Source organism: Nannocystis sp. (genome assembly GCF_016714285.1).
Classification (GTDB): Bacteria; Myxococcota_A; Polyangia; order Nannocystales; family Nannocystaceae; genus Nannocystis.
In genome coordinates, this window is record NZ_JADJNN010000038.1 from 152,672 (window position 1) to 175,396 (window position 22,725).

Here is a 22,725-nt window from a genome sequence, read left to right on the forward strand (position 1 = left end):
GATAATTTTTGTGGCGGGGGCTTGTGGCGGCTGAATGGATGTGCAAGTATCCATTTGGAGTGTATCAAGAATGATCACGCACAATAAACGCTTTGGAATGCGAATGAAACGAGGCGGGCTTGCGCGCTGCATGGGTCCCCGGAGGCGGCTCGTGCGGGCCGAGTACGCGGTTTTCTGCGGCGACGGCTGGCCGGCGAACAACGCCCGCACCCGCGACCCGATCGTCGCCTATCGCTGGCTGCGGGCGGCTCGCGCGGCGGACTGGCCGGGGGCCTCACAGCGCTGGCTCGGGGTGCGGCAGCTCGGGCAGCAACGCTGGCGGCGGCACGGGCCGGCGCTGCGGGTGCCCGAGCTGACGGGCGAGCCGGTGGAGAGTGGCTCGGGGTGCGGCGAGGTGTCGGTGCGGCGGGCCCGGCTGCGGGTCGCGTCGCTGCTCGGCTGTCGCGGGCTCGACGGCGCGGCGACGGCGTCGCTGTTGCCGGGCTACGAGGGCTTCTTTCCCAGCGTCGATGTCGGCGTCGCGCGGATGCTGCAGGCGCGGCTGGGCGGGCAGCACCTGCCGTGGCTGCGTCGCGTGGACCTGCCGGCGTTGCTGCGTGATCTGATCGCCGGCGCGGCGATCTGGACCCTGCGAGAGCGCGGTGATCAGCGCTGGCCAGCCGGTGTGCACATCTTTACGGCGCGCTCGCATCGGGCGTGCAGGCGGGATGGTCCTGACGGGGCCGTGCGAGGTGAGGGGCGTGCGAGGTGAGGCGTTGATTGGCCCACGTGTTACCGCGTTGAAGCGGGCTTCGATCTTGGCTTGGCGGGAGCGCTCGTCTACAATGCCCGCCTTCTGCGCGAATTTCGCCTGGCGGCTCCACGGGTCGCGCCAGCACCCCCGAACAACTGAGGCATGCGATGAAGTGGGTCGAGATCAGGCACGATGGCGACGGCAACCGCGGCGCCGCATATGTGGCCGATGTGCCCGGCGGGGTCCTTGTCCGCACGGTGACGCATCTCATCCTGCACACCGGCCTCTACGTCTCCGAGGCGCTGGCCTTCGTGCCGAACGTTACCGTCGGTGACTTCGAGCGCAAGCCCAAGGACGAGGACTAGACGGGACCTGACCGAAGGGACAGCTTCGGTCAGACAGCTTCGGTCGCAGGGTCTTCTAGCGGCCCTTGGCGCGCACGGCGGGGCCGCGGATCGAGATGGCGTAGCGCTGGCCGTCCTGGCGGAGCACGAGTTGGGTCGGCGCGCGGTCGGCCGAGAGACCGAGCAGCGCGGGCAGCAGCTTCTCGCTGGGGCCGATCTGCAGCAGCGGCGCGAGGGCCTCGGGGCCGGCGGCCAGGCTGACGCTGGCGATGTCCTTCATGCCCTCCTTGCCCGACGCGGCCGCGCTGGCCTCGCTGACCCAGGCCTTGAGCTCGGCGTCGGCCTTCGGGCCCACGACCACCAGCAGGGCGCCGGCGTGGGCGTGGCCGTGGAAGGCGACGCGCAGGCGGCCGTCGTCGGCGAGCGTGCGCAGGTCGGGCGGGAGGTTGTTGGCGACGCCGCTGACGGTGAGCAGCCAGAGGTCGGGGTCGTCGGCGAACTTCTTGAGCGAGGCGTTGGGGATGTTCGACACGAACATGCGCGCGAGCTGGAGGTTGTCGATGATGTCCTTGAGCACGGTGACGAGGCCGCGGTGGGCGGCGTTCGGGTCGTCGGCGCCGAGGCCGAGGCGCAGGTGGTGGGCCGGGCCGACGCCGAGGAGCACGCGGCCGTTCCACATCTTCATCAGCCGCGTCGCCTGGTCGGCGATCGGGTCGAGCATCATCTTGCCGGCGAAGCCGGCGCGGTCGACCGCGGCCTGCATCTGGTGGTTCGCCTCGCGGACGGCCTCCTTGTAGCCGGTCCAGCGCGTGCTCGCGCCGACGGCGATGCCCTTGCCCGCGAGCGCCCCGCTGAGGGCCCCGGGCGCGATGTCTCGCAGGGTCGGGAGCTTCTCGCCGGGGCGCGCGTCGCAGGCGACGTCGAAGCTGTGCAGGCCGAGGCCGTCGCCGCCGACGCGGCTGTACGGGAAGCGGCCGAGCAGGAGCTTGCCGCGGGCCTCGCCGAGGGTGAACCACAGCGGGTGCTTGTTGTAGAAGCGCGGGAGCTCGCGGCCGGTCGCGATGCCCTCGAGGGTGCCGGCGATCGTCAGAGTGCCGGCGGCCGCGTCGACGTAGGCGAGGCGCTCCGGGCCGGCGGCGGTGGCGGTGACCAGCTCGCCCTGCTGCAGCGCCAGCGCGGGCCTTGGCAGCACCACCGCGCCGAACTCTCCGCGCTTCGGGTAGCGGGCCAGCAGCGACTGCACCCGAGCCGCCGCGCCGCGTTGCAGCGGCAGGTGCAGGACGTCCTCGTTGCCCACCATCACGCCGGCCCACGGGCGCTGGCCGTCGAGCGAGCTGGCGGCGGCCTGGGCGAAGTCGGCGGGGCCCTGGGTGCCGAGCAGGAACTCGCCGAGCTTGGCGAGCGCGGGCGGGCCGGGCATGTAGGCGCCGGCTGCCGCGAGCAGCTCGGCTGGCGCCGCGACGTAGACCCCGGCGTCGGGCGTGGCGCTGAGCTTGTGTGGCGCGGGCAGGCGCGGGTCCGCGGGTGTTGCGGCGACGTCGCTGCGGCCCACTCGCTGTGGCTTCTGCTGTTGCTTCTTGCAGCCGGCGGAGCCCAGGCCGGCGAGGGCGAGGGCGAGGGCGAGGGCGAGGGTGCGGGTCATGAGGGCGGGGCCACGGTACCAAAGGCGGGGCGAGGGTGCATGCGCGGACTCACAGGTCGAGGGTTAAGGCGATGCGGGCGTGTTGCCGGCCGCGGATGCTTGCCCTATCCTCCGCGCGCCATGACACCGATCCGCCTGGGAATCAACGGAATGGGCCGCATCGGCCGGCTTGTACTTCGCCACGCGCTCGCGCGGGGAGACGCGGGCGCCGCGGCTGCGCGCAAGGGTCCGGCCTTCGAGGTGGTGGCCGCCAACGACCTCGCCGAGGCCGACGAGCTCGCCTACCTGCTGACCCACGATTCGGTGCACCGCTGGCAGCTGCCGAAGGTCCACGCCGAGGGCGAGGCGCTGCGCGTCAACGGCGGCAAGATCGCGCTCTTCAAGGAGAAGGACCCGAGCAAGATCCCGTGGGCGGCGCACGGCGTCGACATCGTCATCGAGTCGACCGGCAAGTTCACCAGCCGCGAGGGCCTGGCCGCCCACCGCACGGCCGCCGACGGCCCCAGCCACGTGATCCTCGCGGCGCCGGGCAAGGGCGTCGACAAGACGATCGTCATTGGCGTCAACGAGGAGAGCCTCGACCCCGCGAAGGACCGCCTGATCTCCAACGCGAGCTGCACGACCAACGCGCTCACGCCGGTGCTCGCAACCCTCGACAAGACCTTCGGTCTGCGCTGGGGCCTGGTCGGCACGACGCACGCGTACACCAACGGTCAGGGCATCATCGACACCCTGTCGGGCAAGGACCTGCGCCGCGGTCGCGCCGGCGCGGTCAACATCGTGCCGACCTCGACCGGCGCCGCCAAGGCGATCGCGCAGGTGCTGCCGAACCTCAGCGGCAAGGTCGACGGCACCGCCGTGCGCGTGCCGGTGGTCGACGGCTCGCTGTACGACGTCGTCTGCACGCTCGAGGGCAGCCCGAGCCTCGAGCGCGTGCTCGAGGCGCTGCGCGAGGCGGCGGCCAGCCCGGCGCTGCAGGGCATCCTCGACGTCCGCCACGAGGCGCTGGTCTCGTCCGACATCCTCGGCGACCCGCACTCGAGCATCGTCGACGTCGAGGCCTGCATGGGCCTCGGCCAGCTGGTGAAGATCGTCGGCTGGTACGACAACGAGTGGGGCTACTCGGCCCGCCTGCTCGACCTGGCGGCGATCCTCGGCAACTGGATCCGCAGCCAGCAGCGCGCCGTCTGACGCGCTCCCTGCCGTTCTTCCCGTCGCTCAGGCCGGGAAGACCTTGCCCGGGTTGAGGATGTTGCCGGGGTCCCACACGCGTTTCAGTTCGCACTGCAGCGCGCGCAGCGGGCCCGACTGCTCGAGCGCCATGAACGGGCGCTTGCTGATGCCGATGCCGTGCTCACCGCTGAGGGTGCCGCCGAGGGCGATCGTCGCGCGGAACAGGTCGGCGACGGCGCGGTCGACCCGCGTGGTCACGTCGGGGCTGGCCGCGGGGTCGTAGAGGATGTTGACGTGCAGGTTGCCGTCGCCGGCGTGGCCGAAGCTGGCGACGTCGAGGCCGTGCGTCGCACCGATCTCCCGCGCGGCCCGGGTCAGCGCCGGCAGCTGGGCGAGTGGCACCGCGACGTCCTCGCTGACCTTGCGCGGCCAGCCGGCGCGCAGGCTGTGGCTGAGGGCGCGTCGGACATCCCACAGGCGCTCGCGCGTGGCCGCGTCGCCGGCCACCGACACGGCGAGCGCCCCGGCCTCGCGACAGCACCCGGCGGCTCGCTCGATGCTGCGGTCGAGCCCGGCCGCGTCGCCGTCGATCTCGATCCACAGCAGTGCGCGCGCCTGGTCCGGCACCGGCACCGCGAGACCGCCGCTCGCGGTCAACACGCGCACGCACAGGCGGTCGGCGAACTCGAGCGCGGCCGGGACGACCCCGCCGGTCTGACAGCGATGTACCGCGGCGCAGGCGTCGGCCTCGTCGGCGAAGCTGGCGAGCAGGGTGACGGCGCAGCTCGGCCGGGGCACCAGACGCAGGGTGGCGGCGGTGGTGACGGCGAGGGTGCCCTCCGAACCGACCAGCAGACCGGCGAGGTTGTAGCCGGTGACGCCCTTGATCGATCGGTGACCGACCCGCAGCGGCTGACCGGTGCCGGTGACGACGTCGAGGCCGAGCACGAAGTTGCCGGTGACGCCGTACTTGCACGCCCGCGGGCCGCCGGCGTTGGTCGCGACGTTGCCGCCGAGGCTGCACTTCTTCAGGCTGGCCGGGTCGGGCGGGTAGAACAGGCCACGGGCCAGGGCCGCGGCGTGCAGCGTCGCCGTGATCACGCCGGGCTCGACCTCGGCGAGCAGCGAGCGCTCGTCGATGTCGAGGATGCGGTCCAGGCCGGCGAGGTCGAGGACGACGCCGCCGTGGTCCGCGAGGCAGCCGCCGACGGTGCCCGTGCCGGTGCCCCGCGGGCTCAGCGGGACCGCATGCGCGTGACACAGGGCGACCAGCTCCGCGACCTCCTCGCGCGCGCGCGGCCGGACCACCAGGCCCGGCACGAAGGGCCCCTCGACACCGTCGTCGCGGGCGTAGCGGCCGTCGTCGGCCACCAGCACCGCGTCGCCGAGAGCGGCCCGCACTCGCTCGCGCAGGCGCTCGAGGGTCACACCGAGAAAGAGCTGCCGCAGCCGCAGCTGCCGGTGGTGTTGGGGTTGCCGAACTTGAAGCCGGCGCCCTGCAGGCCCTCGACGTAGTCGATCTGGGTGCCCATCAGGTACATGAAGCTCATCTGATCGCAGACCAGATGCACGCCGTTGCTGGTGAAGCTCTGGTCGCCCTCGGCGGGCTCGTCGAAGTAGAGGTCATACTGAAAGCCGCTGCAACCGCCGCCCATGACCTTCACGCGCAACGCGTAGCTGCCCTCGATCGCCTCGGCCTCGCGGATCTCCGCGATCTTCGCGGCCGCGGTCTCGGTGACCCCGAGGCCCCCGGCCATCTCCGGATCTTCCGTGTGGGGCGGGTCGCTATGGGGCTCGTGGACGTGTTCAGTGGCTGCGGACATGGTCGACTCCTGTTCCCTCGCCACAGTAGCCCCCGAGGCCGGTGAGGCGGGCTCCGATGAAAAGGTGACGTTGGGTAAGATGCTGGTCCCGCGCGGCCCGGTCAAGCCGGGCGATCGGGCCAGAACGTGAGCCATCCCGGTCCAGACCGCACCCCGGCGCAAGGTGCGGTGTCGCGCGGCGACCGCGACAAGCATAACCTCCGGCCGGCGCGGTTTGACAGAGGCGCGGCGCTTCCCATACCGTGACGACGCGCCCATTTGCCGCAGAATTTGCCCGGCAATGGCTCGGAGAACGCATGCGACTGTCCCTTCGCGTCCTACCCCTCGCGCTCGCGGTCGTCGCGGGCGGTGTCCTGGCCTGTGGCGAGAGCCGCAAAGAGAAGCTCGACCGCGAGATGGCGTACGCGAACGCTGGCAAGAAGGTCGACGAGGCCGGCAACCCGATCCCAGAGATCCCACCCGACCCGACCCGCGAGGCGCTGCGGCCGCTGCTGACCGAGCTGTACAGCAACAAGGAGCGCCTCCCCGACGTGCTCGAGGCCGACATCAGCGCCGATGACGGCCTCAACTACTCGATCACGCCGGGCGTGATGTCCGTGGTCCGCGTCAAGAAGGGCCTGAGCAAGGACGACAAGGCCAAGGCGATCGTGCTCGGCGTCGCCGAGGCCGACTCCTGGACCTTCCGCAAGAACGCCCGCCGCGACTACGGCGGCCTCATCGAGAAGATCAAGTACAGCTACGGCGACGAGACGAAGGACAAGATCCTCCGCGCCTACGCCGACCTGCGCCTGATCGCCTTCTTCAACTCACCCGAGGGCGCCAAGGCGATCGGCCAGCTGCCGGCCGAGGTCAAGGGCGCGATCGAGGCGATGAAGGCCGACTACAGCGAGGGTCGCGACAAATACTGGCAGAAGTGGATGGGCGTGAAGATGTACGCCCGCCGCACGGTCGGCGGCGACGAGCCCTTCCGCAGCGTGCTGCGCCAGATCTCCCGCGACCTCGGCCAGGAGGAGCTGCCGCCACGCAGCTTCGCCGACTCGGTCGACCCGCCCTTCAAGCCGTGGGCCGCCGCGATCGAGGCCGACGAGAAGCTCCTCATCCTCCTCACCAACATGAAGGAGCTCAAGGACCGCGTCGAGTTCCTCGGCGAGACCCACACGATCTGGGCCCAGGAGGGCTCGGCGCTGATCCCCGAGAAGGCCAAGGGCGTCGTCATCGACAAGGAGAGCGGCTACGGCTTCTTCCGCGAGGACCTGGGCGGCGGTTACAACGACCTCACCTTCGTGTTCTCGGCCAAGCTGTCCGGCGACGCGCTCAAGCGGGCCTTCATCCACTCGCTGCTGTTTCGTCAGCTGCTCACCGACTACCAGATGCTCGCCACCGCCGGCGGCGACTTCGCAAAGAAGGGCGAGGACGGCGGCGTCGACCCCAACACCTCGATCGTCCCCGACAAGTACGACCCGCTGTACGCCCGCTGCGGCGGCACCGCGGCGCTCGACACGATGCTCGTCGGCTACGGCACCACCTTCCCGCTGCTCGCCGGCATCACCTCGAAGCAGAAGGACTCCGAGAAGGCCCTCACCGTCGCCCACAAGTGCATCATCGAGGGCGCCAAGGGCGACATCCGCATCCCGCCCAAGGACGACGAGTTCGACACCGAGGGCCCCGCGCCCGCCAGTCGCCTCGCCATCTATCAGATGCTCGCCCGCTTCGAGAAGTTCGACGTCGACACCGCCGCCCTCTCCGGCGACAAGCGCATGGCCGAGGACGACACGATCGAGGAGCAGGAGAAGCTGCTCAAGCAGCTCAAGGCCCAGGCCGAGGCCCAGAAGAAGGAAGAGTAGGGCGACCCGGGTCCGTCCGGGCTTGCCCCGGACCTGACGCGCTCAGCCGAACAGATCGGCGGCCGTCTTCGCAGAGAAGGCCCGCTCGACCCACAGGTCGAGCTGGGCCTGGCTGTCGCAGCCTTCGATGCGCGCCCGCTGCTCCGGCGTGAGCGCGACGCCGCCGTGGTCGAGGATCTTGAGGAGCACGACGGCCCGGCCGTGCAGCTCGCCTCTCACCGCGCCGCGGGCCTCGCCGCGGGCCTCGCCACGGGCCTCGCCGCGGGCCTCGCCGCCCTCGATCAGCTCGTACACGAAGCCTGGAAGCTCGAGCGTCACGTCAGGAAATTGTTCGCGGAGCATGCGTAGGTCCCTCAGAGCAGCGCGCATGGGCTCGCCCAGCGCCTTGTAGATGAGATGAAGATAGATCTCGGCGTCCTTGTTGTCGAGCGCGTCCAGAGCCGCGATCGCCTGCCTGAGCACCGGCAGGCCGCGCTCAGGTTCGTTGCCGTGGGCGATGGCCGCGAGCACGGCGAGCTCCGGGTACGCGGCCAGGGCCGCCGCGTCGTCGACGATCGGGATCTCCGCCGGTCCGAGCACGTGCACGCACAGCTGATTGCCGGGCCCGATGCGGATCGGCTGGCGCGCCCACGCGGCCACCGCCGGGTCCGGCGCGAGCACGATGATGCAGGTCTCGCAGCGGCGACGCGAGCGACCGACGATCAGGTATGCGGGCCAGCTGAAGCGCTTGTCCTCGTCGACGCCGAGCTGCACCTCGAGGATCGCGCTGAGCCGCGGTCGGTCGCTCGCGGCGTCGCCGAGCTCGACCACGAGGTCGGCCCGGAACTCGATCGGCGTCAGCTGATCGAGGGCCGCCTCGGCGACGGTGATCGTCGGCTCGTCCGGCACCGGCACGGCGAACACTCGTCGCAGCAGGTAAGGCACCAGCCGCGGGTTGCTGCGAAACATCTCCACCAGAGCGGCGTGTTCGAGCGACGGCATGCCGACGGTTAGCACGAGCGGAGCGACAAACCAAACTGCGGGCGATTTCGCGCCGCTGGCCAGTGGCCCGCTGCGGCCTCCAGACCGCCTTTAGTCTATCATCGCGCGCGCATGACCACGAGCCGCAGCGAAGCTGACCTCCTCGCCCTCGACGCCGCCGCCGTGCAGGCGGGCCTGCCGAAGTTCACCGCCGACGAGCTCGAGGCCCTGATCCGCCGCGGCAACGTCGAGTACTGGGACAAGCACGCGCCGACCCTGCCCGACGCGCTCTACGATCAGCTCGTCGAGCGCCTGCGTCGTCAGCGACCGGACGCCGCGCTGCTGCAGTCGATGGGCCCCTCGCCCTCATCCGAGCCGGTGCTCGCGGCCGACGAGGCGGTGCTGCTGCCGCCCGGCGAGCGCTTCGGCGCCGGCGTGATCCACAAGCGGCCGATGCTCTCGCTCGACAAGTGTTACAACGAGGCCGACCTGCACGCCTGGGCCAGCAAGTTCACCGGCGAGATCGTCGTGATGCCCAAGATGGACGGCCTGGCCTGCAGCCTGCGATACGACCGCAAGGGCAAGCTGGTGCTCGCGGCGACCCGCGGCTCGGGCACCGAGGGCGAGGACATCACCGCCAACGCGCTCGAGATCAAGGCGATCCCCGCCACGCTCACGACCAGCGGCGAGCTCGAGATCCGCGGCGAGCTGTACATGAAGCTCAGCGAGTTCGCCCACTTCAAGGCTGACTTCTCCAACCCGCGCAACCTGGCCGCCGGCTCGATCAAGCAGAAGGACCGCAGCAAGAGCCGCGCCGCCCACCTGAGCTTCTTCCCCTACGACGTGATCGGCCCCGACTTCGCCGACGAGCGCGAGAAGTTCGCCCTGCTCAAGCAGCTCGGCTTCGCCGAGATCGACCACGAGTTCGTCCCGCGCGAGCAGCTGCAGGCCGCGTACGAGCGCTTCGCAAGGGCCCGCGCCGGCCTCGACTACGAGATCGACGGCGTCGTCTACCGCGCCTCCTCGGTCAAGGAGCAGGCCCGCCTCGGCCTCACCGGCCACCACCCACGCTACGCGATCGCCTACAAGTTCCAGGGCGACAGCGGCCACACCGGCCTCCTGGACGTGCTGTGGTCGGTGAGCCGCACCGGCGTGATCACCCCGGTGGCGATCCTCGAGCCGGCCCTGCTCAGCGGCGCGATGATCGGCCGCGCCAGCCTGCACAACCTGAACATCTTCGAGGCCCTCGGCCTGTCCCAGGAGTGCCGCGTCGAGGTCACCCGCCGCGGCGGCGTCATCCCCAACGTCGAGCGCGTCGTCGAGGCCGGCCCGCACGCCCGCCCCTTCACCCTCCCGACCCACTGCCCCGCCTGCGGCAGCCCGGTGGAGCGGAGGAAGAAGCGCGAGGGCGAGTTCCTGTTCTGCAGCCAGCCCAAGCAGTGCGTGCAGGCCCGGCTCGGCGAGCTCGAGCACTTCGCCAAGGCGGTCGACATCCAGGGCTTCGGGCCCAAGGTGATCGCCGCGGCCGTCGATGCCGGCCTGCTCACCACGCCGGCCGACTACTACAGCCTGCGCGCCGAGGACCTCGCCGAGCTCGAGCGCATGGGCGAGAAGTCCGCGCAGAACCTCATCGACCAGGTCGAGTCGCACCGCGAGCTGCCGCTGGCGGTGTTCCTGCAGGCGCTCGGCGCCCCGCACCTCGGCAAGCAGAACGCCACCCTCCTGGCCGGCGAGTTCCTCGATCTGGCCCGCATCCGCAAGCTGACCCGCGACGACCTCATGGCGATCAAGGGCATCAAGGACGCGATCGCCGACGCGATCGTCGACGGCATCGCCGCCCGCAGCGAGCTCATCGAGGCGCTGCTGCGCCACGGCGTCCGCGTGCTCCCCGGCGAGAGGGCGGCCCCCGTCGCCGGCGGGGCGCTGCTGGGCAAGAGCTTCGTGTTCACCGGCACCCTCGAGGGCTTCACCCGCGAGCAGGCCCAGGCCCGCGTGCTCGCCCTCGGCGGCGAGACCCCGAGCGGCGTCAGCAAGACCCTCAGCTACCTGGTGGTCGGCGCCGGCAAGGGCGCCAAGTCCAGCAAGCAGACCAAGGCCGAGCAGCTGATCGCCGCCGGCGCGCCGCTGCAGGTGCTCAGCGAGGCCGAGTTCCTCGCGCTCAGCGGCGGCGTCGAGTAGTCAGCGACGGTGCTCGCTGAGCGTCAGCGTCACCACGTCGCCGCTGGCCTCGACCAGCACGAGCTCGGTCACCTCGCCGCTCGCCGGGTCGAGCGACAGCCGCAGCTCGCGGATCACCTGCCGCGCCGGGTGCCCGGGCGTCGGGCAGAGCTCGAGCGCGCCGCCGCGGACGATCCGCAGCCGCGTGGCGTGGCGCAGCGCCACCACGTCGTCGGCGCCGAGCAGCGCGAGCAGGTGACCCTGCAACCAGCGCCGGGCCGGGCTGTCGGGCGCTGGCCCGGCCCTCGCCAGCTGCGGGTCCCTGGCGGCGATCGTCAGCGCATCTCCGGCGATCGTCGTGATCGCCCCGCTGGCCTCGTCGTCGCGCAGCTCGAGCCGGCTCGGCGCCGTGAACACGAGCTCGCCCTGCACCACCAGCGGCTCGTACAGCAGCGACGACTGCCGCGTGAGCCGGTAGCGCGCGCGCAGCTGCCCGCCCGCGGGCTTCTGCCACAGCTCGAGCCGGCGCTGCACTGCGCGCGGCAGCTCCGCCAGGCCGTCGGCGACAGCTGCCGCTTCAGACATGCTCCCAAGCACATGGCCCGGAAGACATGTCACAAAGGCCAGGCACCATCCGGCTCGTCGCATCAGCCGCCCTCCTCGCCGCGGCGGAGCAGCGCGACCAGGCCCGGCGCGGCGCGGGCGGCCAGGGTGGCGCCGAGCACCGCGCCGCAGCCGAGCACCAGCCCGCAGCCGCGCCACGCCGGCTCGTTGCTGGCGAGCAGCACCAGCGCGGGGGCCAGCGCGCACGCCAGCGCGAGCCCCGGCCGGCTGTCCGCAGGGACAGGTCGATCCGCGCGAGCGGCCGCGTCGGCCGCCATCGCCCCGACGATCAGCAGCGGCGGCAGCAGCAGCGCCAGGGTGGTGAAGCCGGCCGCCAGCGCGACCATCAGCGCCCCTGCCTGCGTCGCCAGCCCGATCAGCGCCGCCGTGATCGCGGTCGCCAGGCGCCGCGTCGCCAGCCAGGTGAGGAACGCCGACAGCCAGGCTCCGACCGCGAGCGCCACGCCGAGGCGGGCGCGCCGTGATCGCTGCTCCTCGTGGGCGAACACCGCCGGTCCGCGCAGCCCCGCCGGCAGCGCTTGCTCCTCCGCCAGCCCCGTGGCCAGCTGCACGCGGGAGATCGCCGCCACGCCGTGCTCGCCGTGCTCGAGCGCAGCCGCGAACCACGCCGCCAGCGGTCCGCCCAGCGCCGCCTCGGGGGTCGGTTGACGTTCGGGATCGAGGGCCCGCAGCGCCTCGCTGAAGGCGTCCGCGCGCAGGCCCTGGCCCGCGAGCAGGTCGCGCAGCAGCTCGACCCGCCCCGCCAGGTCGAGCGGCGCGAGCTCGGCGTGGCGCGCCGCGCAGGCCGCCTCGCCGCGCACGAGGGCCCCCGGCGCGTCGACCCACGGCAGCACCGCGGGCCCCAGCGCCTCCAGCACGCCCGCGTCGGTCGCCGCCGCCGTCAGGGCCTCGATGTCATCACGACCCTCGCTGCGCAGCTCGGCCAGGCGCCCCGGCGCGAAGAACTCCTCGGCCAGCGCGAGGTCGGCCGCGTCCTCGAGGAGGATGTCCCCGGAGACATGTCCGATCGACCATGTTCCTCCGGCCAGCAGGGCCGAGCACACCGCCAGCGCCGCCGCTCGCGGCCACGGAGGTCCCGGCTCGCGCAGCCGCGGCGCCGGCTCCCGGCCCGCGCAGAGCCGCAGTAGCGCTGGCGCCACCCGCCGCGCCGCGAGCACCAGCGCGAGCAGCCCGAGCGCCCACGCCAGCGCCCAGCGCTGCCACGCGGGGTAGGGCAGCAGCAGCAGCGGCAGCAGTGCGGCAGACCCCCGCAGCGCCGACGCCAGACCGCCGCCGCCGACCGGCACGGCGAGAATGACGGCCGCCGCGACGATCGCCAGCAGCAGCGGCGCGCCCAGGGAATCGACCCCACCTGCAAACAGCAGCACCAGAGGTAATCCGACCCCAATCGCGATCACGATCGCCGCCGCAGCTCGCACGCGTCGCAGCCCAAGCGCGAGCACCAGCGTCAAGGCAGCGAGACCCGCGGCGAGGAGATCTACCGCGGCTTTCTTCGACTGTGCCCCGCCATGTGTAGTCGGTGTAATTGGCAATACAATGACGTCAATGCCGGAGTCGACGCCGAAGCGTGCAGCCAGCTGCGCGGAGATCCACGCATGCAGGCGCACTGCTGGCATTTCTGTCCGCAGATAAAGCAACAAGGTCCGTCCGTCCGCGGACAAAAGATCGCCGCTGGCAGTGACGACCGGGCCCGCCTCACGGCCCGCGCCGCCGGGCCGTAACCCGAGCGGGTCATGCCGCGGGTCAGCCTCACCGACCGCGAACAGCGGGCTCGCCAGTCGCGCCCGCAGCCCGGCCACCGTGGCCCGCAGGGCCGCCGGCTCGAGCCGCTGTGCCAGCGCCGCGGCGGTGGGCGCCCCGTGCAAATACAGCAGATTCGCGTCGAGCCACGCGCTGGCCTCGGTCGGCGGGGCCGCCAGCGGGCGATGTCCGGGCAGCCGCGGCCCGAGCTGATCGACGAGCTGCGACCAGGCGGCCTCGGCATCGGCGGCCCGCAAGGTCAGCCGCACATGCCTGCCCCCAGGCGGACGATGGTCCGCCGGTATCAACCCAGCACGACCATCGCTGCCACCACCGAGCCACAACAGACCCGCCAACGCGGCCATCACGACGAACCATGCCAGCGGTGCCAGCCGTGCGAGCGAGGTGAAGGTCGTGCGAGGCGCGGCCGACAAGGCCCGCGGACGATACCACATGCATCACGCGACTAACCCACCAAAGCCACCGATGGAGCTCCTCGCGGATCGCTTGCGTCGGCGTGGCGACGTGGGTATGGATTGGCGGATAGCGGTTACGGGCGCAAGGAGGCCCAAGGCTCGATGTCCTTTCACATCCATCCCCCGGCCAGCGAGGCAGTCAATCCGCATCACAACGCGGCCGAGCGCCACAACGTCGCGTGGGTCCAGCGCCACAGCCCCGGGATGGCGGTCGACGGCGACATGCTGCATCGCCTGCAGCGCACCCGCTTCTCCCGGCTCGCCGCATTCACGTACCCGCGGGTCGGCGCCGAGGAGCTCGCGCTCATCTGCAACTGGATCACCTGGCTGTTTCTCCACGACGATTTTTATTGCGACGATAACGACGCCGACGAGGCCAGCCTGATCTCGCTGCACGAGGGCGTGCTCGCGGTGCTCCGCGGCCAGCGACGTCCTGTGATCGGCGACGCCTCCCTGCTGCACATGCTCGCCGATCTCCGCAAGCGCATGATCGCGTGGACCAACCCGGGCTGGCTCGCCCGCTTCGTCGTCAGCGTCGACCGCTACCTGCAAGCCACCCGCTGGGAGGCCCGCAACCGGGCCCACGGCGTCACCCCGCCGCTCGGCGCCTACGTCAAGATGCGCGGCTACACCGGCGCGATGGACACCGTCTACGACTGCATCGAGCTCGGCGAGCACCTCCACCTCGACCCCGCCGTCCGCGAACACTCGGCGATCGTCACCCTGCAACAGATGGCCGGCAACTGCGTGTGCTGGGCCAACGACATCTTCTCCGTCAACAAGGAGCTGCTCGAGCACAACAGCCACAACCTCGTGTTCGTGCTCCGCCAGGAGCTCGGCCTCACCCTCCCCGAGGCCCTCGAGCGGGCCGTGGCGATGCACGACGCCGAGCTCCAGGCCTTCGAGTGGTCGGCCGCCCGCCTCCCCGACTTCCGCCACGAATTCGGCCTCGAGATGGCCGGCGCCATCCGGATCTATGTCGCTGGTCTCCGTTCGTGGGTGCGCGGAAACACCGCCTGGTCGTGGGAGACGCCCCGCTACAAGGGCTGCCTGAGCATGTGCGGCCACGCCGCAGAGGTCTGAGCGCGCGCCTGCGCCCTGATCGGCGCCCTGATTGGCCACTTGATCGCCATGGGCCGATATGCGCACATCTACGCTGTGGCGCCGCCGTCCGCCTCATGACCTCTCCGCTGCAACGACTGAGGGACGCCATGCTCTGGGGCGTGCCCTACGCGGGCACGCCCAGCCTGGCCGCCCGCATCATGCTGACCAACCAGGTCTACCTGATGGTCCTCGGCTTCGCCTTGCTCTACGCGGTCATCTGGGCCGCGCTCGGCCAGATGCGCGAGAGCCTGCTCGCGCTGCCCTTCGCCCTCGGCTTCCTCGGCGGCATGACCTGCAACCGCCTCGGCTGGTACAACCTCGCCCGCATCGGCCTGGTGGTCAGCTGCGGCGTCTGCCTGGCCGTGTTCGCCTCGCTGTTCGGGCGTGACTCGGGCATCCAGCTGGTCCTGTTCCCGATCGTCGGCTTCCCGCTGATCTGCTTCGAGCCCGGCGAGCGCCGCCAGCTGTGGGCCTGCAGCGCCTTCATCGTGCTCACCTACCTCGGCCTCGAGCTCAGCCAGTACCAGCTGGTCCCGCCGAGCTCGGTCGACCCCGCCATCCAGCGCTCGATCTACCTCACCGTGGTGCTCACCACCTTCCTGCTCACCCTGCTGCCGCTGCGCCTGTTCTACCTCGCCTCCGGCCGCGCCGAGCAGCGCCTCACCCTGTCCAACGCCGAGCTGCAGCGGGTCAACGACCAGCTGAACCGCGCCCGCGACGAGGCCGTGCACGCCAACCAGGCCAAGAGCCTGTTCCTCGCCAACATGAGCCACGAGCTGCGCACCCCGCTCAACGCGATCATCGGCTACAGCGAGCTCATCCGCGAGGAGCTCGAGGAGTCCGGCGTCCTCGAGGCCAGCGTCGACCTCGAGAAGATCCGCGGCGCCGGCAAGTACCTGCTCAACATCGTCAGCGACGTCCTCGACCTCTCCAAGATCGAGGCCGGTCGCGTCGACATGTTCTGGGAGACCTTCGCCATCAGCGACCTGGTCGAGGACGTCGCCGCGTGGATCCGTCCGGCCGCCGACAAGACCCGCAATCGCCTCGAGGTCACCTACCTCCGCGACGGTTCGCTCGGCAACTTCAGCGCCGACAAGACCCGCCTGCGCCAGGCGCTCGTCAACCTGCTCAACAACGCCTGCAAGTTCACCGAGGGCGGCGTGGTCCGCCTGGCCGTCAGCCGCGAGCACACCGCCGACGCCGAGTGGATCGTCTTCAAGGTCACCGACACCGGCATCGGCATGACCCCCGAGGTCGTCCGCGAGCTGTTCCAGCCGTTCACCCGCGGCGACCTCGAGAGCATGCGCAAGTACGAGGGCACCGGCCTCGGCCTCGCCATCAGCCGCCGCCTGTGCCGCATGATGGGCGGCGACATCACCGTCGAGAGCACCCCCGGCAAGGGCTCCACCTTCACCGCCCGCATCCCCGCCCACGCCGTCCGCCCCGAGGACTCGATGAGCGAGCCCACCGCCGCCGGCGACACCTTCCCCCGCGGGTACTGAGCCAGCCTCCGTACCCCGGGCGGTGGAGCCAATACCCCGTAAACGTCGCGTTGCGAGCCAAGTTAAAAAAGCCGGAAGGCCGCCGCCCCCGCGGGGCATCCATCCGCTCGCCGTGTTCGCCCTCCCCGCAGACCCGCTGCTCTTGATCGCGCCCGGGAAGCGCGGGCGAAGCTCCAACAAGTACGCCCTCGAGCTCGACGGTCGCCCCTGCGGCTGGCTCACCGACCTCTCGGGGGCCACCGCCGGCGGCGAGCTCGGCTCCCCCACCGGCCGCTACGAGGAGCTGGCGCTCCGCTGCTGGCCCGCCATGCCGCGGGCCTTCTTCCAGTGGGTCCTGCGATCCTTCGCCCCCCAGCCCGAGGCCAGCGACGGCCTGTTGGTCCTCGCCGACGACAGCGACCGCGAGCTCAGCCGCCTGCGCTGGCTCGGCGGCGTCGTCACCGAGTTCGCCACCACCGCCGTCGACGTCTCCGCCAGCGAGGCCGCCAAGCTGTCGCTCAAGTTCAGCCCGCGCCTGTCCCAGCGCGGCGAGCAGCTCGGCCCGCAGCTCGCGCCCGCCGTCGTCGAGACCCGCCGCCCGCTCCCGGTCGCGATGCCCAAGCTCGAGATCGACGGCCTCGAGGAGCTGTGCTGCCACATCAAGCGCATCGAGGGTTTGGTGGTCCGCCAGAAGGTCCGCCGCGTCCCCGGCGAGCACGCCGTCCTGCTCGAGCGCGAGGCCCAGGGGATCTACACGAGCCCCCTCGTCCTCACCCTCCCCGAGCCCAAGGGCCAGGGCTTTCGCCGCTGGCTCGAGGCCTGCGAGGCCGGCAAGAGCAACGGCCGCACCGCCACGCTCGTGCTCGGCAGCCCCGCCGTCGGCTTCACCGTGGCGCTCCACGGCGTGCGTCCGGTCCGCATCGACGACCTCGCCGCCAGCGACAGCAATGACCCTCGCCGTCGCGACCTGCGCGTCGAGCTCCGGACCCGCGACATCGCCTTCGCGCTGGCGCCCGGCAAGTGAGCCGCGGCACACTCCGCGCGTGCAGCTCAACCCCGAACAACAGGCGGCCGTCGAGCACCGCGGCTCGCCGTTGCTGGTCCTCGCCGGCGCGGGCACCGGCAAGACGCGGGTGATCACCCACCGCGTCGCCGCGCTGCTCGAGCAGGGCGTGCCCGCCTGGCGGATCCTCGCCGTCACCTTCACCAACAAGGCCGCCGGCGAGATGCGCGAGCGCATCCATCAGATGTGCAGCGCCGTCCCCGAGGCCGACCGCCTGTGGGTCGGCACCTTCCACTCGATCTGCGCCCGCATCCTCCGCCGCTACGGCGAGGCCGTCGGCCTGTCCCGCAACTTCGTCATCTACGACACCGACGACCAGACGCGCATCATGAAGCGCGTCCTCAAGGAGCTCAACATCGACGACCGCCAGCTCTCGCCGCGCGCCGTCCTCACCCACCTCGACCGCGCCAAGAACCGCGGCCTCCCGATCGCCCGCCTCGAGCAGCTCGGCCTCGACGAACCCGTCGGCTCGCTCAGCAAGAAGGCCGGCCTGCGCTACCAGCAGCTGGTCCGCGCCGCCGACGCGGCCGACTTCGGCGACCTCATCGTCCTCGCCGTCGAGCTGCTCGCGCAAGCGGGGCAGGGGGCCCCTGGCGCCCAGCTGGCCGACCTCGACCCCGCGATCGGCCTCAAGCGCCGCTTCCTCCACGTCGTCGTCGACGAGTACCAGGACACCAACCCCGTGCAGGCCCGCCTGATCGAGCTGCTCTCCGAGCGCGCCGAGCTGGTGGTGGTCGGCGACGACGACCAGGCCATCTACGGCTGGCGCGGCGCCGACGTGGCCCAGATCCTCGAGTTCCCGCAGCACCACCCCGGCTGCAAGCTCATCCGCCTCGAGCAGAATTACCGCAGCACCGGCCACATCCTCACCTGCGCCGACGCGATCATCCGCCGCAACAGCGGCCGCCTCGGCAAGACCCTGTGGAGCGAGCTCGGCGACGGCGCGCTCGTCAAGGTGCGCCAGCTGCAGGACGAGCACCACGAGGCCCGCGTCGTCGTCGAGCAGGTCCTCGACGGCATCGCCGAGGACATCCCGCCGCACGAGATCGCCGTCTTCTACCGCACCCACGCCCAGTCGCGCGTGATCGAGGAGGCGCTCACCAGCAACGCGATCCGCTACGCCGTCTACGGCGGCCTCAGCTTCTTCGAGCGCAAGGAGATCCGCGACCTGCTCGCCTATCTCCGCCTGCTCACCAACCCCGGCAGCGACGTCGACTTCGAGCGCATCGTCAACGTCCCCGCCCGCAAGATCGGCGACACCACCGTCGGTCAGCTCAAGGGCCACGCCCTGGAGCGCGGCATCTCGCTGATGGCCGCGCTCGCCGAGCTCGACCAGACCGGCCTCTCGCGCGCCGCCTGCTCCCGCCTCTCCGGCTTCGCCGAGCTCATGCAGCGCCTCGCCGTGATCCACGCCGCCGGGGCCCCGCTCGGGGAGCTCGCCACCGCCGTGCTCGACGAGAGCGGCTACCGCATCGCCCTCGCCACCGAACAGACCGAGGAGTCCCAGACTCGGCTCGAGAACCTGCAGGAATTCGTCGGCGCCCTCGCCGAGTTCTCCGAGGACAACCCCGAGCAGACCCTCGCCGACTACCTCGAGCAGGTCAGCCTCGCCAGCGACAGCGACGACAAGCACGACCAGGCCCGCAGCGTCCGCCTGATGACGATCCACAGCGCCAAGGGCCTCGAGTTCACCCGCGTCATCCTCACCGGCATGGAGGAGGGCGTGTTCCCCCACGGCCGCTCGCTGCAGGACCCCGCGCAGATGGAGGAGGAGCGCCGCCTCGCCTACGTCGCCGTGACCCGCGCCCGCCGCGACCTCCTCATCACCCACGCCGCTCGCCGCACCCTCTACGGCCAGACCCAGGTCAACGACCCGTCCCGCTTCCTCCGCGACCTCCCGGCCACCGCCAGCGACCGCGGTGGCCGACGCCCCACTTCCGGGCTGAGCCACGCCCCTCCGCCCGAGCCCACGTGGAACAGCGACATCGTCTACGACCTCGGCGAGGAGCGTGAGACGACCCCGTCGCGCCGCGTCGCCGCCTCCCCGCAATATCCCCAGCAGCCGCAACGCGGCACCCCGCAGCGCCGCCGCCCCGCCGCCCACGACGACGGCGTCCCGCTGTTCATCGGCATGCACTTTCGCCACCAGAAATTCGGCGCCGGCGAGCTGGTCGGCTGGGACGGCCACGGCGCCGACCTCAAGCTGCAGCTGCGCTTCTCGGGCAAGGTGATGACGATCCTCGCGCGCTTCTGCGAGCCGCTGTGATCGCCGCGACCCTCGCCACGCACCGCGTCCACGTCGCCCGCACCACGTCCGCGTCGCCCGCATTGTCCGTGTCGCCGGCAATGTCCGCGTCGCTGATGCTGGCCGACGCAGGCGCCTGTGTTACCGTGCCCGCGCCATGCATCGCCTCCTCGTCCCGGCCCTGTTCGCCTCCCTCCTGGCCCTCGCCTGTGACAAGGGCGCACCGCCGCCCGGCTCCGGCTCCGGCGTCACCGGCGGCGCCGGCCCTGGCACCAGCCCTGGCACCCCCAGCACCCCCAACGACCCACCACCCACGGACCCGCCGCCCGTCAACCCGCCCGGCGGCCCCGCCTGCGGCGAGAAGACCTGCGCCGCCGACGAGGAGTGCATCTCCTACTACGGCGTCGCCGGCCCCGCCGGCCCCAAGTTCCAGGAGTGCGGCATCCGCTGCAAGCCCGGCTCCGGCAGCGGTGGCTGCCCCGCTGGCAAGTCCTGCACGACCATCGCCGACGGCCCCGGCTCGGTCTGCCGCTGACGGCCGTCGCGCCGCGGCCCTGCCGCATTCGGCCGGATTCAGCCGTATTCGGTCGTGGGCGGCCGCCACTTCGCCGTATTCGGCCACGCGCCAATTCGCTACTCTGGCCGAACGCCCGCCATGAAGCCCCACGCCCTGCTCGCCCTCGCCTTCGCCGCCCTCACCGCCTGCAACGACGGCCCCGACAAGGGCACGAGCAGCAGCACCACCACCAGCGGCGGCGCCTGGGCGGTCGGTGAGCGCGGCGCGATGGTCCGCCTCGACCCCTCCGGCGAGGTCGCCTACTACCCGATCGATCTCGGCGACGACCTGCGAGCGATCGCCTGCCGCGGTGCCGCCCAGGCCGTGGTCGTCGGCGCCGCCGGGGTCGTGCTCACCACCCGCGACGCCGGCGCCTCCTGGCAGCACATCGACATCGGCGGCGCCGCCGAGCTGCGAGCCGTCGCGCTCTCCGAGGGCCACGTCGGCTACATCGTCGGCGACGGCGTCGCCCTGCGCTCCCTCGACGACAGCCGCAGCTGGGAGCCGCTCGCCTTCGCCGCCCACGATTGGAGCGCCGTCGCGACCACCGCGACCGGCACCACCGCGCTGCTGACCACCGCCGCCGGGCAGATCTTCCGCCTCGAGGACACCACCCTGACCGAGGTCCACCGCGGCGACGGCAGCCTGCTCACCGGCGTCGCCGTCACACCGGACGGCCTGCACGCCGTCGCCGTCGGCCAGTCCGGCCTGCTCCTGCGCAGCGACGACGCCGGCCTCACCTGGCACGCCGAGCTCCCGGCCACCACCCGTGACCTCCACGCCGTCCGCATCGCCAGCGACGCCAGCCTGGTCCTCGCGGTCGGCCAGGCCGGCGCAGTCGTCCGCATCGGCCAGGACGACACCGCGGTGAGCGAGCTCCTCGACCCCGCCCTCTCGCTACGCGCGCTCCACCTGTCGCAGACCCACGGCCACGCCGTCGGCGACGACGGCGTCATGTTCACGACCCACGACCAGGGCCGCAGCTGGGAGCCGATCGCCCTCGGCCTCGAACACGACCTGCTCGGCCTCGACGACCTCCACGGCGAGCCCCACCTGTGAGCACCCGCCGCGCGCTGCTCCGCCTGCTCGCCGGCAGCGGCGCGTTCGCGGCCTGCCGACCTGACCTTTCGGACCTGCCCTCCGGGACAGATCGCTGGCGCCCCTACGCCGCCGGCCTCGCCGACCTCCTGGTCGTCGGCGGCACGATCTGGACCATGGACCCCGATCGCCCCGAGGTCACCGCCCTCGCCGCCCGCGACGGCCGCGTCATCGCGATCGGCGAGCCCGGCGACCTGATCCACCTGCACAGCCCACGCACCCGCGTCCTCGACCTCGGCGGCGGCCTCGCGGTCCCCGGCCTCACCGACGCCCACGCCCACCTCATCGGCCTCGGCGCCGTGCTCGAGGAGGTCGACCTCCGCGGCGCCACGTCGATCGACGAGGTCGTCGCCCGCGTCCAGCGCTCCGCCCCGCCGGACGGCTGGGTGCTCGGCCGCGGCTGGGACCAGAACCTCTGGCCCGGCGCCGCGATGCCCACCCACGACCCCCTGAGCGCCGCCTTCCCCGACCGCCCGGTGTGGCTGCGCCGCGTCGACGGCCACGCCGGCTGGGCCAACCGCGCCGCCCTCACCGCCGCCGGCATCACCGCCAGCACCACCGCCCCCCAGGGCGGCGAGCTCCCGCTGCAGGGCGGCCCCCGCGGACGCGAACCCACCGGCCTGCTCGTCGACACCGCGATGGACCTCATCCCGGTCCCCCGCCCCGACCGCGACGCCCTCCGCCGCCGCGTCCTCGCGGCCCAGGCCCGCGTGCTCCCGCTCGGCCTCACCGGCGTGCACGAGATGGGCGTCAGCCAGGACGGCGACGCCACCCTCCGCGCCCTCGCGGCCGCCGGCGAGCTGCAGCTGCGCCTCACCGCCTACGCCGACGAAGATTGGTTCGTCCGCCAGCTCCAATTCAACCTGCCCAAAAGGCCAGGTCACGATCCGCGCTACACCCTGGTCGGCGTCAAGCTCTACGTCGACGGCGCCCTCGGCAGCCGCGGCGCCGCCCTGCTCGCGCCTTACGACGACCGCCCCGGCCACCGCGGCGCCCTCCAGCACACCCCCGCGCAGCTGCGCTCGCTCGTGCAGCTGGCGACCCGCAGCGGCTGGCAGGTCGCCGCCCACGCGATCGGCGACCGGGCGATCCGCGAGCTGCTGGACACGCTCACGACGCTGCCCCGCCAGGCCGACCCGCGCCTTCGGGTCGAGCACGCGCAGATCGTCGACCTCGCCGACATCCCCCGCTTCGCCCAGCTCGGCGCCGTCGCCAGCATGCAGCCCACCCACGCCACCAGCGACATGCCCTGGGTCCCCGCCCGCATCGGCAGCGCCCGCCTCCCCGGCGCCTACGCCTGGCGCAGATTTCTCGACGCGGGGGTCCCCCTCGCGCTCGGCAGCGACTTCCCGGTCGAGCTGCCAAACCCCACCCACGGCCTCCACGCCGCCATCACCCGCCAGGACGCCCACGGCCAACCCCGCGGCGGCTGGCTCCCCGACCAGCGCCTCAGCCTGTGGCAGGCCGTCGCCGGCTTCACCACGGGCGCTGCCTTCGCCGCCCGCCAGGAAGATTGGCGCGGCCGCCTCACCCCCGGCATGGCCGCCGACCTCACCTGCTTCCGCGACGACCTCCGCGAACTCGCCCCACTCGCCATCCGCGACGCCCCCGTCCTGGCGACGGTCATCGCCGGCCGCGTCGTGTGGGAGTGACCGATGGTCA

Annotated in this window: 18 protein-coding genes; 12 read left to right on the forward strand and 6 right to left on the reverse strand. The window is 72.1% G+C overall.

The annotated features are described in order from the left end of the window. Nucleotides 1-151 precede the first annotated feature (151 nt). Nucleotides 152-751, forward strand: a complete 600-nt coding sequence (locus tag IPJ59_RS34180; RefSeq protein WP_293246555.1) for a hypothetical protein — start codon at nt 152-154, stop codon at nt 749-751. A 149-nt stretch (nt 752-900) separates the two neighbouring features. Then, entirely contained in the window at nt 901-1,098 is a 198-nt protein-coding gene (locus IPJ59_RS34185; protein WP_293246557.1) for a hypothetical protein, read from the forward strand. Nucleotides 1,099-1,153: 55 nt separating this feature from the next. Here IPJ59_RS34185 and IPJ59_RS34190 read toward each other — a convergent pair whose 3' ends face one another. Further along, a complete protein-coding gene (locus IPJ59_RS34190; protein WP_293275466.1) occupies nt 1,154-2,719 on the reverse strand; it encodes a hypothetical protein in 1,566 nt (521 codons plus the stop codon). A gap of 120 nt (nt 2,720-2,839) precedes the next feature. On the opposite strand from IPJ59_RS34190, the gene IPJ59_RS34195 reads away from it, so the two are divergent. Beyond that, entirely contained in the window at nt 2,840-3,910 is a 1,071-nt protein-coding gene (locus IPJ59_RS34195) for a type I glyceraldehyde-3-phosphate dehydrogenase (protein WP_293275467.1), read from the forward strand. A gap of 27 nt (nt 3,911-3,937) precedes the next feature. Here IPJ59_RS34195 and IPJ59_RS34200 read toward each other — a convergent pair whose 3' ends face one another. Both IPJ59_RS34200 and erpA read right to left on the reverse strand, forming a co-directional pair. Then, nucleotides 3,938-5,320 carry an FAD-binding oxidoreductase gene (locus tag IPJ59_RS34200; RefSeq protein ID WP_293275468.1) on the reverse strand — a complete coding sequence of 461 codons (1,383 nt, stop codon included), beginning with the start codon at nt 5,318-5,320 and terminating at the stop codon, nt 3,938-3,940. Then, entirely contained in the window at nt 5,317-5,649 is a 333-nt protein-coding gene (gene erpA, locus IPJ59_RS34205; protein WP_366524759.1) for an iron-sulfur cluster insertion protein ErpA, read from the reverse strand. Before erpA ends, IPJ59_RS34200 begins: the two co-directional genes overlap by 4 nt. 362 nt (nt 5,650-6,011) lie before the next feature. On the opposite strand from erpA, the gene IPJ59_RS34210 reads away from it, so the two are divergent. Next, nucleotides 6,012-7,559, forward strand: coding sequence for a hypothetical protein (locus IPJ59_RS34210; RefSeq protein ID WP_293275469.1), 1,548 nt, complete (start codon nt 6,012-6,014; stop codon nt 7,557-7,559). 42 nt (nt 7,560-7,601) lie between these two features. Here IPJ59_RS34210 and IPJ59_RS34215 read toward each other — a convergent pair whose 3' ends face one another. Continuing rightward, nucleotides 7,602-8,540, reverse strand: a complete 939-nt coding sequence (locus IPJ59_RS34215) for a hypothetical protein (RefSeq protein ID WP_293246569.1) — start codon at nt 8,538-8,540, stop codon at nt 7,602-7,604. A gap of 111 nt (nt 8,541-8,651) precedes the next feature. Between IPJ59_RS34215 and ligA the strand changes: the two genes are divergently transcribed. Next, nucleotides 8,652-10,697 carry an NAD-dependent DNA ligase LigA gene (gene ligA, locus IPJ59_RS34220; RefSeq protein ID WP_293275470.1) on the forward strand — a complete coding sequence of 682 codons (2,046 nt, stop codon included), beginning with the start codon at nt 8,652-8,654 and terminating at the stop codon, nt 10,695-10,697. Here ligA and IPJ59_RS34225 read toward each other — a convergent pair whose 3' ends face one another. Together IPJ59_RS34225 and IPJ59_RS34230 are read right to left on the reverse strand one after the other, a co-directional pair. After that, nucleotides 10,698-11,261 carry an outer membrane lipoprotein carrier protein LolA gene (locus tag IPJ59_RS34225; protein WP_293246573.1) on the reverse strand — a complete coding sequence of 188 codons (564 nt, stop codon included), beginning with the start codon at nt 11,259-11,261 and terminating at the stop codon, nt 10,698-10,700. Nucleotides 11,262-11,323: 62 nt separating this feature from the next. After that, nucleotides 11,324-13,297, reverse strand: coding sequence for a hypothetical protein (locus IPJ59_RS34230; RefSeq protein ID WP_293275471.1), 1,974 nt, complete (start codon nt 13,295-13,297; stop codon nt 11,324-11,326). 321 nt (nt 13,298-13,618) lie between these two features. Here IPJ59_RS34230 and IPJ59_RS34235 point away from each other — a divergent pair, with 321 nt between their 5' ends. The 7 genes from IPJ59_RS34235 to IPJ59_RS34265 all read left to right on the forward strand — a co-directional run bounded on the left by IPJ59_RS34235 (nt 13,619) and on the right by IPJ59_RS34265 (nt 22,715). Then, nucleotides 13,619-14,599 carry a terpene synthase family protein gene (locus IPJ59_RS34235; RefSeq protein WP_293275472.1) on the forward strand — a complete coding sequence of 327 codons (981 nt, stop codon included), beginning with the start codon at nt 13,619-13,621 and terminating at the stop codon, nt 14,597-14,599. Between the two features lie 128 nt (nt 14,600-14,727). Beyond that, nucleotides 14,728-16,122 carry a sensor histidine kinase gene (locus tag IPJ59_RS34240; RefSeq protein ID WP_293246582.1) on the forward strand — a complete coding sequence of 465 codons (1,395 nt, stop codon included), beginning with the start codon at nt 14,728-14,730 and terminating at the stop codon, nt 16,120-16,122. Between the two features lie 112 nt (nt 16,123-16,234). Next, nucleotides 16,235-17,125 (forward strand): hypothetical protein, encoded by an 891-nt coding sequence (locus tag IPJ59_RS34245; protein ID WP_293275473.1) that lies wholly within the window; start codon nt 16,235-16,237, stop codon nt 17,123-17,125. Between the two features lie 19 nt (nt 17,126-17,144). Continuing rightward, nucleotides 17,145-19,430, forward strand: a complete 2,286-nt coding sequence (locus IPJ59_RS34250; RefSeq protein WP_293275474.1) for an ATP-dependent helicase — start codon at nt 17,145-17,147, stop codon at nt 19,428-19,430. Between the two features lie 136 nt (nt 19,431-19,566). Continuing rightward, on the forward strand, nt 19,567-19,944 hold the full coding sequence (locus tag IPJ59_RS34255) for a hypothetical protein (protein ID WP_293246594.1): 378 nt from the start codon (nt 19,567-19,569) through the stop codon (nt 19,942-19,944). Between the two features lie 120 nt (nt 19,945-20,064). Next, nucleotides 20,065-21,024, forward strand: a complete 960-nt coding sequence (locus tag IPJ59_RS34260; RefSeq protein ID WP_293275475.1) for a WD40/YVTN/BNR-like repeat-containing protein — start codon at nt 20,065-20,067, stop codon at nt 21,022-21,024. Further along, nucleotides 21,021-22,715, forward strand: coding sequence for an amidohydrolase (locus IPJ59_RS34265; protein WP_293246600.1), 1,695 nt, complete (start codon nt 21,021-21,023; stop codon nt 22,713-22,715). Before IPJ59_RS34260 ends, IPJ59_RS34265 begins: the two co-directional genes overlap by 4 nt. Nucleotides 22,716-22,725: the final 10 nt, after the last annotated feature.